This window comes from Streptomyces sp. NPDC002309, from assembly GCF_053593375.1.
Genome location: NZ_JBSFCI010000018.1, coordinates 51,364 through 66,305 on the forward strand (window position 1 = coordinate 51,364; position 14,942 = coordinate 66,305).

Below are 14,942 nucleotides of genomic sequence, written 5' to 3' on the forward strand. Positions count from 1 at the left end.
TCCACTCACCCGAAGCGCGACGCCGTTCGGTGCGCGCGCTCTGGTCGCCGGGTGGCTGCCGTGACCGGCGGGGCAGCGCGGACGGAGATCCTGCGCCGGTCGTTGCGGGTCTCCCTCTCCGCGTCCGCGGGCTTCTACCCCTTCCTCTACTGGCTCCACGAGCCGGTCGTGGCGCTGTACGCGCTGTTCGCCCCGATCTCGCTCGGTCTGCTCTCTTCGATCCCCGGATCCGGGCGGCAGCGGGCCGAGGTGATGCTCAAGGCACTGCCGGTGGGCCTGCTGCTGGTGGGGCTCGGAACCGTCCTGGCGGTGCAGACCTGGTCGGCGGTGCTGGGAATGCTGGTCGTCGGCTTCCTGCTCGCGTTCGCCGCGATCGCGGGGCCCCGGCCGGCCGGGGCGGCACCCGGGCTCCAGCTCTTCTACATCCTGGCCTGCTTCCCGCCGTACGAACCCGAGACCCTCTGGCTACGGCTGGCCGGGCTCGCCTACGGCGTGGTGGTGCTGGCGCTGTGCGAGCTGTTCCTGCTGCCTCAGCCTCCCGGCCGGAGCTACCGGGAAACCATCGCGCACGCCCTGTCCACGGCAGGCGACACCATCGTCGGACGCAGCCTCCTGTCCCCCGCGGAGCTGCGGGGCACCGGCATGAGGCTGCGGCTGTCCGAGGCCCCGCCGGCGGAACGCCCCGCGGGCCCCGACCGCGCCGACCGCGGCCTGGCCCAGGCGGGGTCCGCCGCGCGCCGGCTGCTGGAACAGCTGGCCCATCTGGCCGAGTCCGGCGAACTGCGCGCGCTCGTCCGTGAAGGCACCGGTATCCGCGCCGGCGCGGAGGAGAACGCGGACGGCGAGGGCCGTTGCGACGTGGCGTCCGGCTCCCTCCTGCCACAGGTGGCGATCCTGTGCCACGAGACGGCCGATGCCCTGCGGACCGGTCGGACCGCGCCCGGCTCCCAGCGGATGGACGCGGCGATCGACGGCTTCCAGCAGCTGCGCGTCCGGCAGGTGACCGGGGCGGCCTCCGAGGTCCCGCCGGTACCGGTGCTGCGCCGGCAGGCCGCGCTGCTGGCCGTCGCCGAGTCCGTCCGGGTCCTGGAGATCTCGGTACGGGTCGCCCTGGACGGGCGGCGTACTCCGCCCATCGAGCCACGGGAGCTGTTCTGGTACGCGTCGGCCTCCGCCCCCTACCTGTGGTCGCGCCGGATCATCGGCAACATGACGTTCCGCGCGGTGCAGTTCCAGAACGCCCTGCGGATCGCCGTCGCACTGGCAGCCGCACGGCTCGTCGCCGGTTCGCTCGACCTGACGCACGGCTTCTGGGTACTGCTGGCGGTACTGACGCTGAGCCGCACGACCGCCGGAGAGACCTGGGCCGCCATCCGCAAGGCCGTCGCGGGCAACCTGATCGGTGCCGTCGCGGCGGGCCTGCTGCTCATCGGCCTCGATCAGCACACCGAGGCGTACGCGGCGCTGCTGGCGCCGGGCATGCTCATCGCCTTCGCGCTCGGGCCGCTCCTCGGCATCGCCTGGGCACAGGGGCTGTTCACCCTCGTGGTGGCCACCGCGTTCGCCCAGATCGCCCCCGCGTCGTGGCACCTCGCCGCGGCACGGATCGTGGACGTCGTGACCGGCAGCGCCATCGGGCTGCTCTGCGCCCTGCTCGCCTGGCCGTCCGGCGCCCGCCGCGAGGTACTGCGCACCATGGCCGGCCTCCTGCGGGAGTGCGGCCCGCTGATCAAGGGCACCGTCGCGACGCTGACGGCCGTACCACCGGGCTCGGCCCCCGCCCCACCGACGTTGCCCACCCTGCACCGCCTGCGCCTCGCCGAGTCCGCCTACGCGCAGTACCGCAGCGAGCCGGGGGGTGGCACGCCCGCCCCCACGGACTGGCACGCCGTGCTCATCACCGCCCACCACATCCTGCTCGGCGCCCAGTGGCTGCCGCGCGTCGACCTGCCCGCGACCGCCATGTCCGGGGACGCCGCCGACCAGGCACGGGCCGGTGCGTGCGCGCTGGCGAACACCACCGACCGGCTCGCCGCCCTGTGCGCGGGCGACATGTCCGAGTGGGCGCGGGGCGGGCCGTCGGCCGCCGAGCCGGGGACAGGCGTGCCACCGCTCGACGCGGGCCGGCCGACCGGATCGGAGGGAGAGGGGACGCGGCCGCCACCCGCTCGGCCGGACAAGGACAGGCCGCCCCCCGGGCAGCCGAGGCCGCCTCTCCCCGGGCAGGCCGAGGACCGGTCCGCCTCCTCGCCGCCGGGACCGCCATCCCCTCGACCAGGACCTGCGTCCCCACGACCGGGCGAGTCGCGTCCGACGCCGCCGCCGCAGCAGCACGGCGAATCACGTCCAGCGTCCCCGCAGCACGGCGAATCACGTCCGGCCTCCCCGCGGCGCGGCGAATCACGTCCGATGCCCTCTCGGCCGGACCGGACCCCGATGCCCGCGCTGGTCGACCTCGACGTCTGGCTGCGCAGCCTCAGCGCTCAACTGGCCCGCATCGAGGGCAGCCTGCCCGAGACCGTCCGTCGGGTGGAGCGCCGTTCGCCGGCCTCCGGTGCCCTCCGATCCTTCTCCCGCCCCGGCGGGGACAGAGGCTAGGCGCGCGGTGACGAGCCGGAGCCCGCGCGTCGCGCCGCGGGCACAGCCGCCGTCGCCGTGCCGGGGACGGGAGTGGTGGCTGCCACTGGCCGCGGGGCGGTCGACGTCATCACCGAACTCCTCGTCCACGGACGCGAACCGGTGAGTTTCCTGCTCATCGCCGTCCATGTCGCGACGCTCCTCATCGGTTCCTGCGCGCCGATTCCCGACGCTGGGCGGCCCAGTCCGGCGACGCCCGCGCCGCCCTCGCCTTCCCGCTGGACGGCACGCTCCCACCGCTACAACGGACCACCCCACGCCGTCAGAACTGAACCCCTGGGGCCGTGCCACGCTCCCGGATCCAGTCGGCGCACCGGCGCTTCAGAAGGCGATCGCCGGCGAACCACCCCTGCCAGGGCGCGTCCAGCCGCAGCCAGGCCGCGGGCTGCCCGTCCTCCGGGGCCAAGGGGACACGACGGTCGGCGACCGCCGTGAAGGACAGGCCCAGCACGGCCGGCCGGCCGGGACGGTACGAGCGAACGGCGGCGGCGGCCGGTACACCGAGCAACTCCGCGTCCACCCCCGTCTCTTCGAACAGCTCCCGCACCGCCGCCTCGCGCGGAGTCTCCCCGGGTTCCACCTTGCCGCCGGGTGCCACCCAGCCACGCCAGCGGTGATCGACCATCAGGACATGCGTCAGCGCCTCGTCGCACGCCCACACCTCGGCCGCGAGCGGACCGTGCCGGTTCGCGTCGGGGTCCAGCAGCCACCGCCAGGCGCCGTCGTCCTGGGTCAGGGCCTTCCTCGCGTCATGCTCCGCGGCCTCGAGAACGCGCCGCTCCATCAGGTGACGGGTCATCGCCGGAGAGTACGACGAGCCTCTGACAACCCCACCCCTGACCACCCTTGACCTTCTGAGTCTTATTACGCAACTCTACTGTCGACGGACCTCGGCGATGAGGAGGCGAACACGATGGAGTGGACGGGCGCGCGGTACGCGGACACACCGACGGTGGAGGTGACGACTTGGGTCGATGCCCCACCCGAGCGTGTGTGGGAGCTGGTCTCGGACGTGGAACGCATGCCGGCGGCGAGCGTGGAGCTGCGGTCCGCGGCGTGGATCGACGGAGCAGTCGGGCCGGTCGTGGGGGCCCGGTTCCTCGGACGCAGCGCGCATCCGGAACTCGGGGAGTGGGAGACCGTCTCGACCGTCATCGCATGCGAACGGCCGAGGGTGTTCGCGTGGGCGGTGGCCGACCCGGAGAACCCCATGGCGATCTGGCGGTTCCGCCTGACGCCGAGGGACGAAGGAACCGAGCTGTCGCAGTGGGTGCGGATGGGCCCGGCCCCCTCGGGACTGTCCATCGCGATCGAGGCCATGCCGGACAAAGAGCAGAAGATCGTGTTCGTGCGCCTGCGGGAGTTCGAACGCAACATGACCGCCACGCTGGAGCACATCAAGCAGTGGGCGGAGGCGTGATGCGGACGGCGACGACGGTCGAGGCGTCCGGCTTCGGCACCTGGTCCCGGCAGGCCGACTTCGTCGTCGAGGCGGAGAAGCTCGGTCTCGACGTCTGCTGGGTGGCCGAGGCATGGGGATCCGACGCCCCGTCCGCCCTCGGCTTCTACGCGGCCCGTACCGAGCGCATGCTGCTCGGCTCCGGGATCATGCAGGTGGGCACGCGCACCCCGGTCGCCCTCGCGCAGACGGCGATCACCCTGTCCAACCTCTCCGGCGGACGCTTCCTGCTGGGCCTCGGCCCCTCCGGTCCTCAGGTGATGGAGGGCCTGCACGGCGTGCCGTTCGCCCGCCCCCTGGCGCGCGTGCGCGAGACGGTGGAGATCGTGCGGCAGGCGATCGCGGGCGGCAGGATCACCCACTCGGGCGCGGAGTTCCGGATCCCGCTCGCCGGTGGTGAGGCCGTACCCATGCGGCTCTCCCTGCGGGCCGAGCACCCCGTTCCCCTTTATCTGGCGGCCCTGTCACCGGCGATGCTCAAGCTCACCGGGGAGGTCGCGGACGGCTGGCTCGGCACCAGCTTCGTGCCCGAGGGCGCGGCGGACGCCTACTTCGCCCCTCTCCAGGAAGGTCTGGCCGCCGCCGCGCGCGGCCGTGAGGACCTCGACGTGTGCCAGGGAGCGGAGGTCTGCTTCGCGGCGGACGAGGAGGCGCTCGGCGCCATGGTCGCCGGCCGCAGGAAGGAACTCGCCTTCAGCCTGGGCGGTATGGGCTCGGCGTCGACGAACTTCTACAACCGGGCCTACAGCCGCCAGGGTTGGGCGGAGGTGGCGGCGGAGGTCCGGGAGCGCTGGCAGGGCGGCGACCGCGACGGCGCGGCAGCCCTCGTGACCGACGAGATGGTGCTGGCCACCACACTCATCGGCACCGAGGAGATGGTCCGGCGGCGGCTGCGTGTGTGGCGGGACGCCGGCGTGGACACGGTCCGCATGTATCCGGCGGGTGAGACCCTCCAGACGCGACTGGACACGCTGGGCAGGGCGATCGAGCTGGTCCGCGACCTCGACGGCGAGGCCTGAACCCCGCGACACACCGCCTCGCGGGCCGGGGCACCCGATGTCACGGCCGGGGGCGCCCTCGACGGAGTGTCTCACCCGTCCGGTCCGAGGCCGAAGCGCTCCCGCACGTCGGGCCGCTTCAGCAGGCGGGCCGGGTAGCCGGGCCCCGTGGTCACGGTCACCTCCGCGTGCCGCAGCGGTTCACCGCAGGAGGAACACACCACCTGGGGCTGTGTGTCGTGGTCGCAGGTGGTGTGGCGCATGACGACGGGGACGCCTTCCTCACCCGCCAGCCAGCGGTCTCCCCAGGCGTTGAGCGCGGCCAGGACGCCGTAGAAGTCACGGCCCTTCTCCGTCGGCAGGTACTCGTGGCGGACCGGCTCGGTCCGGTAGACGCGGCGCTCCAGGAGCCCCGCCTCCTCCAGACGCCGCAACCGGTCGGCGAGGGTGTTGCGGGCGATGCCCAGCGAGCCGATGAAGCCGTCGAAGCGTGACTCGCCGTAGAAGACCTCCCGCAGGACCAGCAGTGTCCAGCCGTCGCCCAGGATGTCCACCGTACGGGCGATCGAGCAGGGCCAGCCATCGAAGGACGTCCGTCTCATGCGTTCGACCATAACAGCGTTCGACCATGACGGTCTCATGATGAGATGCGGGGGCCGAGGCCGCCCGCGACAGCCGCCCGGCGTGAGGCCCCAGGCGCTCAGCGAGCCTTCTTCAGGGTGACCTTCCCGGCCTTCTTGGTGAACAGGGCGCCGCCGACGCTCATGGAGACGAGCAGGCTGTACTTGCCGGCGGGGACGTCCGAGACGTCGATCCCGCCGGTTCCCGTCGTGAAGTATCCGAAGTCGTAGTTGCCGAGGTCACCGGTCGGCTTGTGCGGCCGTACCGCGTCGGGGGTCCTCTTCGCCTCCAGGGCGAAGGAGTGACATTCCTGCTTCCCCTGGAGCACGAGATAGTAGAAGGCGTGCGTGTCACGGTCGGCGTTCCGTCCGGGCAGGAAGAGAACGCCCTCGGCGTGGACCTTCCCTTCGCGCTCCTCCGCCCTCCCGGGAGAGAAGCACACCCCGGCGGAGTCGATTCCCACGATGCTCCGCTTGACCAGCTTGAGGCCCCCCTTGCCGCCGCGGAACAGAAGCTCCGCGTCACCGTCGGCCCGGCGTCGGTCGACCGCGTTCTGCGAGATCAGCCGCGTCCGCCGCTCGATCCCCTCGTCCTGGCTCGTGACGCAGACGGAGACGTCGTAGGTGCCCTGCGGGAGCCCGGCGAAGGTCAGCCGGCCCTCGGAGGCGAATCCGCCCATCTCGTACTCGCAGAAGTACTCGTCGAAGTAGTCCCGGTAGAGCCTGATCTCCTTGGCCGACTCCAGCGGGTACGTCCAGGTCTCGCCGTCCTTCTCCAGAACGAGCCGCTTGGTCTCGGCCACCGGACCGTCGGGCGACACGCCCGGCAGGAAGGCGTGTCCCTTCAGCCGCAGACACCCCTCGGCGAACTCGGCACGCTGGAGGACGGCCAGGGCGGTGTCGCGCGCGCGGAGCTCGGCGAGGTGCGCGGCGGCAGCCTCCGGGTCCTCGGCGTCGGTACCGATCCGGACCTCGCCCCACCGGGGCGCGGCGCCCTCCGTCAGGGAGTACACGATGCTCAGGATCGACGGCAGCGCCTGCCGGACCACCTCGTCGTGCCGTCGGACCGTGGGCGATTCGACGAAGAGGAAGTTGAAGTTCTCGTACTCCCGCAGGGCGGGGAGGTAGTGCTTGACCTCCTCCTCGTACTGGTAGTCGCCGGGAGAGGAGACGACGTAGACGTTCCGCTTGAGGTCCGTCGCGCGCGCGAGGACGTCCGGCATGACGGCGTCCATCGTCGCGACGTTCTCGTCGGACTGTCCCTCACCGAGGACGGCGTCCCCGAGCTGTCCGTGGCCCTTGGAGTAGCCGCCGAGGAAGTACTGCGGTGTCGAGGCCACGATGTTCTTGTAGTCGTACTTCAGGCCGTAGTACAGCGCGGCGCTTCCGCCCTTGGAGGCGCCCAGCAGGGTCACCTCGTCCCGGGTGACCCCCAGCCGCCCCATGTGGTCCCCGATGAGGGCCTGTATGGAATCCGTGACGCTGAAGTCCATGTTCCTCGCCACGTAGTACGAGGCCCCGCCGTCGAAGTGGTCACGGATCCTCAGGATGTTGCACTTGACGCTCTCCAGCGCGTTGCCGAAGCCGTACTTGCTCCCCACGGACGAGAACACCACCAGCAGGTGCCGGTGGTCGCCCTGGGCCGGGCGGAACTGGAACTCGACCGGCCACTTCCCGTGCACCTCCACGCTCTCCTGGTAGGCGCGGTTCCTTTGCGTCGCATAGTTGGGCGACAGCGGAGGCAGGGCGTTCTTCATGGCGGTATGCGGACTCTCTGGCCAGGTGTTCGGACGGGCGGCGTTCCGGCGGAGTATACGGAGTGGTCACCTGCTGGTCAGCCAGAAGCAGGGCAGGGAAGTGCTCGGACAAAACGGAAACCGAGACCGAGACCGAGACCGAGACCGAAGCGGAGACCGAAGCGGAGGCCGGTCAGGGTCGGGGGCGCCGCCGCCGGGCAGCGCCCGGTGGGCGCCGCGCCATGTCGCCGCGCGGCACCGCATGCCTGCGACCGGCGCGTCCCCCCTCGGGCCGTGCCCGTGATTCGTGAGACGCGCCGCTCCGGTTCTCACATATAAGCGCATAAAACAGGTCTTATACGTTCATGCAGAAATTTACGCGGCGCACCTTGCTCGGTGCCTCGATCGTGGCGGCCGGATCGGGAACTCTGGCCGCCTGCTCCGGATCCGACGCCCCGTCCGAAGGCGGGGCCACCGGCCACAGGGGCGCCAGGCACAGTGCCGGCAACTTCATCCCCAAGGGACCGAAGGGATACGTCAACCCGTCCGATCCCGAGGTCCTGGCCGCCGAGAAGAGGCGCGGGTCCGGTCCCGTGCGCAAGTTCAAGCTCACCGCCACCGAGGCGTCGATCGACCTGGGCGGCAAAACCGTCAGGACATGGGCGTACGGCGACCAGCTGCCCGGGAAGGAGGTCAGGATCACGGCCGGCGACATTCTCGACCTCACGCTGGCCAACCATCTGCGCGAGGCGACGACACTGCACTCGCACGGCATCCGGATGCGCTGCGACATGGACGGCGTGCCGGGTCTCACCCAGCGTTCCATCAACGCCGGCGAGGAGTTCAACTACCGCTTCGCGGTGGCGCACCCGGGCACCTACTGGCTCCACTCGCACTCGGGGATGCAGCTCGACCGCGGTCTGTACGCTCCGTTCATCGTCGAGGACCCCAAGGAGCCGCTCTCCTACGACAAGGAGTGGGTCATCGTCCTGGACGACTGGGTGGACGGCGTCTCCGGGTCCACCCCGGACCGCGTGCTCAGCCAGCTGCGGGGCGGTGAGGCGGCGCCCATGGACATGGGTGAGGGAGCGCACGGGCCGAACAGCGCCAAGTCCAGCGGTGCCCACGAGTCGGCCTCCGCCAAGGCCGCCGGTCCCGACCGCGTCCTGCGCGATTCGTACAGCCGCGTCCTGGAGAGCATGGGAGGCAACGTCGACTACCCGCACTACCTGATCAACGGCCGCCTCCCGGGGGCACCCTCGGTCTACAAGGCCCGTCCCGGTGACCGCATCCGGCTGCGCATCATCAACGCCGGGGGCGACACCGCCTTCCGGGTGGCGCTCGGCGGCCACGAGATGACCGTGACCCACACGGACGGCTATCCGGTCGAGCACACGAAGACGCAAGCGCTGCTGCTCGGCATGGCCGAACGCTACGACGTGATGATCACCGCCGGGAACGGCGTGTTCCCCCTCGTCGCGCTCGCCGAGGGCAAGGGCGCGAGGGCGATGGCCGTGCTGCAGACCAGCGGCGGTGCGCTCCCCCCGCCCACCGCGCACCCGGACGAACTCGACGGCATGCTCGTGCCCGCCAGGCGCCTCGTGCCGCACGAGTCGGTCGCCCTCAGCGACGACGAGCCGGACCGCGAGATGCGCATCAAGCTGACCGGCGGCATGGAGAACTTCGACTGGGGCTTCGATCACGAGCCCTACTCCATCGAGAAGCGCATCCCGATCCGGGAGGGTGAACGGATCCGTATCAGCCTCATCAACGCCACCGACATGTGGCACCCGGTACACCTCCACGGCCACACGTTCGCGATGACCGGCATCGACGCGGTCGGTGCCCGCAAGGACACCGCCCACGTGCTGCCCCACCGCAAGCTCGTCATCGACTTCTACGCCGACAACCCGGGCCTGTGGATGCTGCACTGCCACAACCAGTACCACTCCGAGTCCGGCATGATGACGATCCTCGGCTACCGCAAGTGACGACGTTCCGCGCGCGGGAGCGGACTCCTCGGTGGCTCACCGCGTCGGGCCCCGGCCGTGTGCCGGGACCCGGCCGGGACTGGCGTCCGCCGGCCCGGCCGAGCGGTGCCCCCGCCGCGGGTCCGTAGCCCGTCCGAGTCCTCCTGAGCCGCTCGGACCCGGTCGCGGCGGTGCGGCACACCGCCGCCGCCCGCCCGATGAGCCATGGCGCCGACCGTCGGACCCGGATCGGCAGCCGGACGCCGGGGCGGTTCTCCCCCGCCCGCGCGATGCCGGGCCACGCGCTCCAGGTGTCCGCCGCCGTGCCGCTGCTCATCGCCTTCGGTTCACTCGTCTCGCAGGGCACGCTCACCGACACCGCCACGGCCGCGGCACCACGCCCGTCGGCTGCGCGGTGCCCGACGACGCGAACCCCCGGGGAGCGAACCCGCCCTGACAGGTGCGGGGCCGCCGGCGTTCCGTCCGTGGAGGACGGACGCCGGCGGCTCCGCGGATCGGTGACGGTCACCAGGAGCAGTCGGGTACCCCGGCGATCTTCTCGCCGCCCTGGATGTAGATGTTGTTGACCCAGCCGACCTTCCCGTCGGCCAGCTCGACCAGCGTCCACCACCGGTTGCTGTAGCCGCTGTCGTGGATGGTCTCGCCCTCGCGCTGGCAGTGGCCCTTGGCGGCCGTACGGGAGACGGTCGCGACGACGGTGGGGCAGGAGCCCCGCGAGGGGTAGAAGACGCAGTCCGCGTCCTGTCCGTCGTGACGGACGTTCACGTTCGTCGCCCAGATGTAGATCGACGTCAGGGACGCCGACGCCTCTGCCGGGGCGGTCGTGGCGGCGGGTCGTTCGGGGGCCGCGGAGGCGGCCGGGGCCAGGGTCAGGAGCCCGGCCGTCAGGGCCGAGGCGGTCATCGCCCTCGCAAGACGTGCTGTGTTCATGCTTCCTCCGGATTCCGGGTGGTCAGATGTACTCGCAGTCGACGGTGCCGTCCCCGAGGCTGTCGACCGGCGCGCCGGGCACCGGACTGTTGTTGGAGCCGCCGGCGGCGAACACCGCCGAGATCCAGCCCAGGGTCCTGCCGGGCGTGATGACCTGGACCCAGTAGGTGTTGGTGTAGGGGCCGTCGGTCACCCGGCCGGCCTCGCCCATGTCCACCTGGCAGTACGCCTGGACCCTGACACGCGTGAGCCGCTCGGTGGTGGCGAGGTCACAGCTCGTGCTCTGGCACGAACGCACCCGCACGTCGCTCGCCCACACGTACACCGACCCGCTCGGCGGGTGGGCGGCCGCCGGCTGGGCGAGCGACAGCAGGAGCGAGGCGGCGACCACGACGAGGCCCGCGAGGGAGCGCAGCGCCCTGAGGGCGGGGCGCCGTTCGTTGCGGTCGTCGTGCCCGCGCGCGTCCGAGTGTGTCGACTTCGTCTCCGTCATGGTGGGGTCCTCTCCCGGCGGGATCACGGGCGACGGGTGCCGCGCCGTTCACCACTGCGACGGGAGGTGACCGCCTGCCGTATGACCACCGAAGGGCCCGCGTCGCTCGCCGGTTCGAGGCCGCCTCAGCGTCCTGGACCGCCGCCGCCCCGGTCCGGGGGCTCGTGGGCCTCGCGGCTGCCGAGCTCACGGAAGACATGCAGCGCCTCCTCCTCGAGCTCGCGTCCCACCGGCCCCGCGCCTCTGGCCAGTTCGGCGCGGGCGAGGTCGCGCAGGGTGCGGGCACGCCAGAGCGGCAGAGCAAGCTTCTCCCAGAGGCCGAGTGCCTGCCGCAGCGTCTCGGTCGCGGTCTCCCATCCGGACGCGGCGAGGTGCCACTCGCCGAGCGTGCGCAGGACGAGGGCCTCGCCGAACATGTCCTGACGCTCACGGGTGATCTCCAGGCACCGGTCGAGACGTTCCCGGGCCTCCGGCAACCGGCCCTGGCGCAGCTCGACCTTGGCCAGCGACTGACTCGCGTACATCACGCCGAAGGCGTCGTCCGTCTCCTCGAAGATGCTCAGAGAGCGCCGCAGCAGGGCCTCCGCGCCGGGCAGGTCTCCCCGCGCCCGGTGGCACAGGCCCAGGGAGCGCAGCGCCAGTGCCTCGCCGTGGCGGTCCCATGCGGTCACGTACAGCCGGTGCGACTGGGAGAGGGCCTCCCATGCCTCGTCGTGCCGGCCCTGGTCCCGGTGCACGCACCCGATGCCGTAGAGCACATGGGCCATGGACGCGATGTCCTCCGGCTCGCGGTACTGGTCGAGAGCCGAGGTGAGAAGGGTCAGCGCCTCGGCGAAGCGGGCCTGTTCACGGCGGACCGCGCCCATTCCGGCCAGCGCGTCCGCGCGGCCGCGGCGGACGGACCGCTCCTCGAACAGGCGCAGTGCCGCGGCGAAGAACGCGTGTGCCTCGTCGAAGCGGTCCTGCTCCAGGCGGAGTTGGCCGAGCCCGTTCAGCAGCCAGGCCTCCCCCTCGACGTCACCGCCGCGGCGCACCGCGTCGAGGGCCACGTCGTGCGAACGGGACCAGGCGTCGAACTGGTTGTAGAGCGCCGCGGACGCGGCCATGAGCGCGGCGGCGAGTTCGCGGGCGGCGTCGGACATGCCGTGTTCGGCGCAGTGGGTGACCGCGGCCAGCAGGCAGCGCTGCTCGGCGGCGAACCACGCGGTCGGCTCCCCCGCCAGGTCGGCCGGCTCCTCCACGGCGCCCGGGAGGAGCCGCGACGCGCCGCCGGGGCCGCGGGCCGCCGCGCTGCGTGCCAGGCCCAGCCACCTCGCGACCAGCCTGCCCACCGCCCTCTCGCGCTCGTCCGCGTCCTCGTCGGCGAGACACCGCTCACGGGCGTGCTCGCGCGCCAGGTCGTGGATGCGGTAGCGGGTCCGGCCCGTCTCGTCGGTGCGGACGACCTCCACGAAGTGGCAGTCGACGAGACGTTCGACCGCGTCCTCCGCCTCGTGCGCGGTCACGTCGAGGAGCGGCCCGGCGACCCAGGCGGCGAAGTCGGGCAGATCCATCAGTGCCAGGCGGCGCAGCGCGCGCTGTTCCTGTGCGTCCAGGTCGGCGTAGCCGAGTCCGAGGCTCGCGCGCACCTCCAGGTCCCCCGCCTGGAGTTCGTCCAGCCGGCGGCGCTCGTCCCGCAGCCTCGCGGCGAGCCTGGCCGGCGTCCAGTGAGGGCGGGCGGCGAGCCGGGCGCCCGCGATACGCAGGGCGAGCGGGAGCCGTCCGCACAGCGCGACGATCTCGGCGGCCTGGCCCGGTTCCAGGGTGGGGCGGGTCGGTCCGGCCACGCGTGCCAGCAGGTCGAGTGCCTCCGGCTCGGACGGCACGCCCAGGTCGAGGTGCGTCGCGCCTTCCAGGGCGACCAGCCGGCGGCGGCCGGTGATCAGCACCGCCGAGCCCCCGCCCGGCGGCAGCAGGGGCCGCAGCAGTGCCTCGCTGACGGCGTTGTCCAGGATGAGCAGGACCCTGCGGCGTGCGAGGTGCGTGCGGTAGAGGCCGAGAAGGTCCTCCTCGTCGCGGGCCTCGGTGCCGGGGTCCACGCCGAGAGCGCGCAGCAGCCGGGCGAGGGCGTCGGCGGTCCGTACGGGCTCGGAGTCGGAGGCGCGCAGGTCGACGAAGAGCTGCCCGTCGGGGAAGAGCGCCGCGGTGCGGTGGCCGACGTGCACGGCCAGGGCGGTCTTGCCGGTGCCGGACCGGCCGGAGACGACCCCGATGGGCGGCGCGGTGCGCAGCGGGTCGCGCACCTGCTCCAGGAGTGCGGTGGCCCAGGCGATCTGTTCGGTGCGTCCTATGAAGTCGGCGACGTCCGGAGGGATCTGGGAGGGAACGGCCCGGCGCGTGTCGTCGTGGGGCTGCTGGAGGCGGGGCGGTGCCGGTGCGTTCCGGTCCGCGCCCGGCCGGGGAGCCGTCCCGCCGGCGGGCGCGTGCCTCGCTCCGGCCGGTCGGGCTCCGGTGGGGTTCGGTCCCCCGGGGCCCTGTCCGGAGGGTGTGGCATCGCGGCGGCCCGGGGGCCCGAGCACCGTGGTGTCGGCCTGGAGCAGGGCCCGGTGCAGTGCCCGCAGCTCCGGCCCGGGATCGAGGCCCAGGTCCGTTCTGAGCAACCGGCGGCCCTCGTCGTAGCAGCGCAGCGCGTCGGCGACCCGGCCGGTACGGAAGAGCGCGGTCATCAACTGGCCCCGCGCGCGCTCCCGCAGCGGGTGGGCGGCGACGTGGGCGACGAGTTCGGCGACGAGATCCGTGCGCCGGTCGAGTTCCAGCTCGGCGGCGAAGCGGAACTCCTGTGCCTCCAGACGGAGTTCCGTCAGACGCATCGCCTCGACGCGGGCGAAGCTCTGCCCGAGCCCTTCCAGGGCGTCCTGCCCGCGCCACAGACGCACCGCCGACTGGAGTGTGTCGACGGCCTCCTCGGCCCGCCCGTCCAGGGCCGCGGTCCGGCCGGCCGTGAACGCCTCCTCGAAGCGCCGGGTGTCCACGGCGGACGGAGGGAACTCGGCGACGTAGCCGGGGGATCGGGTCCGAATCGCGTCAGCGCCCTCCCGGCCGGCGAGGGCGCGGCGCAGTCCGGAGACGTGCGAGGCGACGAGCGCACGCGCGGTGGCGGGCGGCTCCTCCTCCCAGACCAGGTCGACCAGTCGTCCGGCGGAGAGGACCTCACCGAGGTGCACGACGAGAGCCGCGAGTATCGCCGTCGGTTTCGCACCGTTCAGCGAAATCCGCTGTCCCCCGCTCGACACTTCGACCGGACCCAGAAGGCGAACGTCCACCGTGTCCCCCGAATTCACGTTCCCGCGAGTCAGGGACAACATACCGGCACCTGCCGACAGGCATGCCTCACACCGCGCTGCCCTTCTTCATTTCGGCAGAGCGGTGGGACTGAGAATGGCCGAAAAACGCTGGGTGTCCGGTGCGAATTCCTCCCCGTTCACAGAAGAGACCGTCCGACTTTCGACCTGGGGACGGAAGTCACCACCTCTCCGTATGAGCCGATTCCGAAGTGACGCATACGGCCGGTCGCCCGGAACCGTCATCCGGGCGCATCGACGAGAGCACACGACCGACGGAGGGCTGAATGACCGGATCGACGACCAAGAAGACCAGCCGAGCGCGCCGCACGGCGGCCGCCGTGGTGGCGGCCTGCGGCGCGGGCCTGTCCCTGATCGCGGCCGCGCCGGCCCCGCAGGCCCCGCAGACGACCCAGGTCTACGTCTGGGCGACCGGCGTGAACATGCGCGGATGTGCCGAGTTCTCGTGCCCGCCCTACAGCGGCATCAAGGTCGGCCGGATGTATGTCACGGCGTATTGCCAGAGCACGGGTGACACCGTCAAGGACGGTCCCTACGAGAACAATTACTGGGTCCAGGTGGACGCCGGCGGGCCACGTGGCTGGATCAGCGCGGTGTATGTGCGCGGGGGCAGCAATTACGCGCCCATTCCCGGAGTTTCGGAGAACTTCGAGGACTGCTTCTGACGAAGTCCGGGCACAGACCCGGCTGCCGGCTCCTTCGGGCGGGCGGTGCGCGGAGCGACGACGGGCCGTCAT

The 14,942-nt window shown here is 72.2% G+C and carries 11 protein-coding genes; 5 read left to right on the forward strand and 6 right to left on the reverse strand.

The features are described 5' to 3' along the window. Positions 1-60 precede the first annotated feature (60 nt). Positions 61-2,598 (forward strand): FUSC family protein, encoded by a 2,538-nt coding sequence (locus tag ACWCPM_RS17060; protein ID WP_450976973.1) that lies wholly within the window; start codon positions 61-63, stop codon positions 2,596-2,598. A gap of 301 nt (positions 2,599-2,899) precedes the next feature. Here ACWCPM_RS17060 and ACWCPM_RS17065 read toward each other — a convergent pair whose 3' ends face one another. Beyond that, positions 2,900-3,436 carry an NUDIX domain-containing protein gene (locus ACWCPM_RS17065; protein WP_450976974.1) on the reverse strand — a complete coding sequence of 179 codons (537 nt, stop codon included), beginning with the start codon at positions 3,434-3,436 and terminating at the stop codon, positions 2,900-2,902. A 114-nt stretch (positions 3,437-3,550) separates the two neighbouring features. On the opposite strand from ACWCPM_RS17065, the gene ACWCPM_RS17070 reads away from it, so the two are divergent. After that, positions 3,551-4,057, forward strand: coding sequence for an SRPBCC family protein (locus ACWCPM_RS17070; RefSeq protein WP_450976975.1), 507 nt, complete (start codon positions 3,551-3,553; stop codon positions 4,055-4,057). Beyond that, positions 4,057-5,115, forward strand: coding sequence for an LLM class flavin-dependent oxidoreductase (locus ACWCPM_RS17075; protein ID WP_450976976.1), 1,059 nt, complete (start codon positions 4,057-4,059; stop codon positions 5,113-5,115). Before ACWCPM_RS17070 ends, ACWCPM_RS17075 begins: the two co-directional genes overlap by 1 nt. A 71-nt stretch (positions 5,116-5,186) precedes the next feature. Here ACWCPM_RS17075 and ACWCPM_RS17080 read toward each other — a convergent pair whose 3' ends face one another. Both ACWCPM_RS17080 and ACWCPM_RS17085 read right to left on the reverse strand, forming a co-directional pair. Beyond that, positions 5,187-5,696: a winged helix-turn-helix transcriptional regulator gene (locus tag ACWCPM_RS17080; RefSeq protein ID WP_450976977.1), complete on the reverse strand. Its 510-nt coding sequence runs from the start codon at positions 5,694-5,696 to the stop codon at positions 5,187-5,189. A 98-nt stretch (positions 5,697-5,794) separates the two neighbouring features. Beyond that, positions 5,795-7,471, reverse strand: coding sequence for a hypothetical protein (locus ACWCPM_RS17085; protein WP_450976978.1), 1,677 nt, complete (start codon positions 7,469-7,471; stop codon positions 5,795-5,797). 344 nt (positions 7,472-7,815) lie between these two features. On the opposite strand from ACWCPM_RS17085, the gene ACWCPM_RS17090 reads away from it, so the two are divergent. After that, a complete protein-coding gene (locus ACWCPM_RS17090; RefSeq protein ID WP_450976979.1) occupies positions 7,816-9,441 on the forward strand; it encodes a multicopper oxidase family protein in 1,626 nt (541 codons plus the stop codon). 504 nt (positions 9,442-9,945) lie between these two features. Here ACWCPM_RS17090 and ACWCPM_RS17095 read toward each other — a convergent pair. From ACWCPM_RS17095 to ACWCPM_RS17105, 3 genes are all read right to left on the reverse strand, one after another. Further along, positions 9,946-10,371, reverse strand: a complete 426-nt coding sequence (locus ACWCPM_RS17095) for a peptidase M23 (RefSeq protein ID WP_450976980.1) — start codon at positions 10,369-10,371, stop codon at positions 9,946-9,948. Positions 10,372-10,393: 22 nt separating this feature from the next. Then, positions 10,394-10,864, reverse strand: a complete 471-nt coding sequence (locus tag ACWCPM_RS17100) for a hypothetical protein (RefSeq protein ID WP_450976981.1) — start codon at positions 10,862-10,864, stop codon at positions 10,394-10,396. Between the two features lie 125 nt (positions 10,865-10,989). Further along, positions 10,990-14,166, reverse strand: coding sequence for an AfsR/SARP family transcriptional regulator (locus tag ACWCPM_RS17105; RefSeq protein WP_450976982.1), 3,177 nt, complete (start codon positions 14,164-14,166; stop codon positions 10,990-10,992). Positions 14,167-14,471: 305 nt separating this feature from the next. On the opposite strand from ACWCPM_RS17105, the gene ACWCPM_RS17110 reads away from it, so the two are divergent. After that, positions 14,472-14,870 (forward strand): hypothetical protein, encoded by a 399-nt coding sequence (locus ACWCPM_RS17110; protein WP_450976983.1) that lies wholly within the window; start codon positions 14,472-14,474, stop codon positions 14,868-14,870. Positions 14,871-14,942 lie beyond the last annotated feature (72 nt).

Excerpts from the sequence above, each read along its gene's own strand:
- ACWCPM_RS17065 (WP_450976974.1), bottom strand. The coding sequence starts at position 3,436 with ATGACCCGTCACCTGATGGAGCGGCGCGTTCTCGAGGCCGCGGAGCAT.
- ACWCPM_RS17070 (WP_450976975.1), top strand. The coding sequence starts at position 3,551 with ATGGAGTGGACGGGCGCGCGGTACGCGGACACACCGACGGTGGAGGTG.
- ACWCPM_RS17075 (WP_450976976.1), top strand. The coding sequence starts at position 4,057 with ATGCGGACGGCGACGACGGTCGAGGCGTCCGGCTTCGGCACCTGGTCC.
- ACWCPM_RS17080 (WP_450976977.1), bottom strand. The coding sequence starts at position 5,696 with ATGAGACGGACGTCCTTCGATGGCTGGCCCTGCTCGATCGCCCGTACG.
- ACWCPM_RS17085 (WP_450976978.1), bottom strand. The coding sequence starts at position 7,471 with ATGAAGAACGCCCTGCCTCCGCTGTCGCCCAACTATGCGACGCAAAGG.
- ACWCPM_RS17090 (WP_450976979.1), top strand. The coding sequence starts at position 7,816 with ATGCAGAAATTTACGCGGCGCACCTTGCTCGGTGCCTCGATCGTGGCG.
- ACWCPM_RS17095 (WP_450976980.1), bottom strand. The coding sequence starts at position 10,371 with ATGAACACAGCACGTCTTGCGAGGGCGATGACCGCCTCGGCCCTGACG.
- ACWCPM_RS17100 (WP_450976981.1), bottom strand. The coding sequence starts at position 10,864 with ATGACGGAGACGAAGTCGACACACTCGGACGCGCGCGGGCACGACGAC.
- ACWCPM_RS17110 (WP_450976983.1), top strand. The coding sequence starts at position 14,472 with ATGACCGGATCGACGACCAAGAAGACCAGCCGAGCGCGCCGCACGGCG.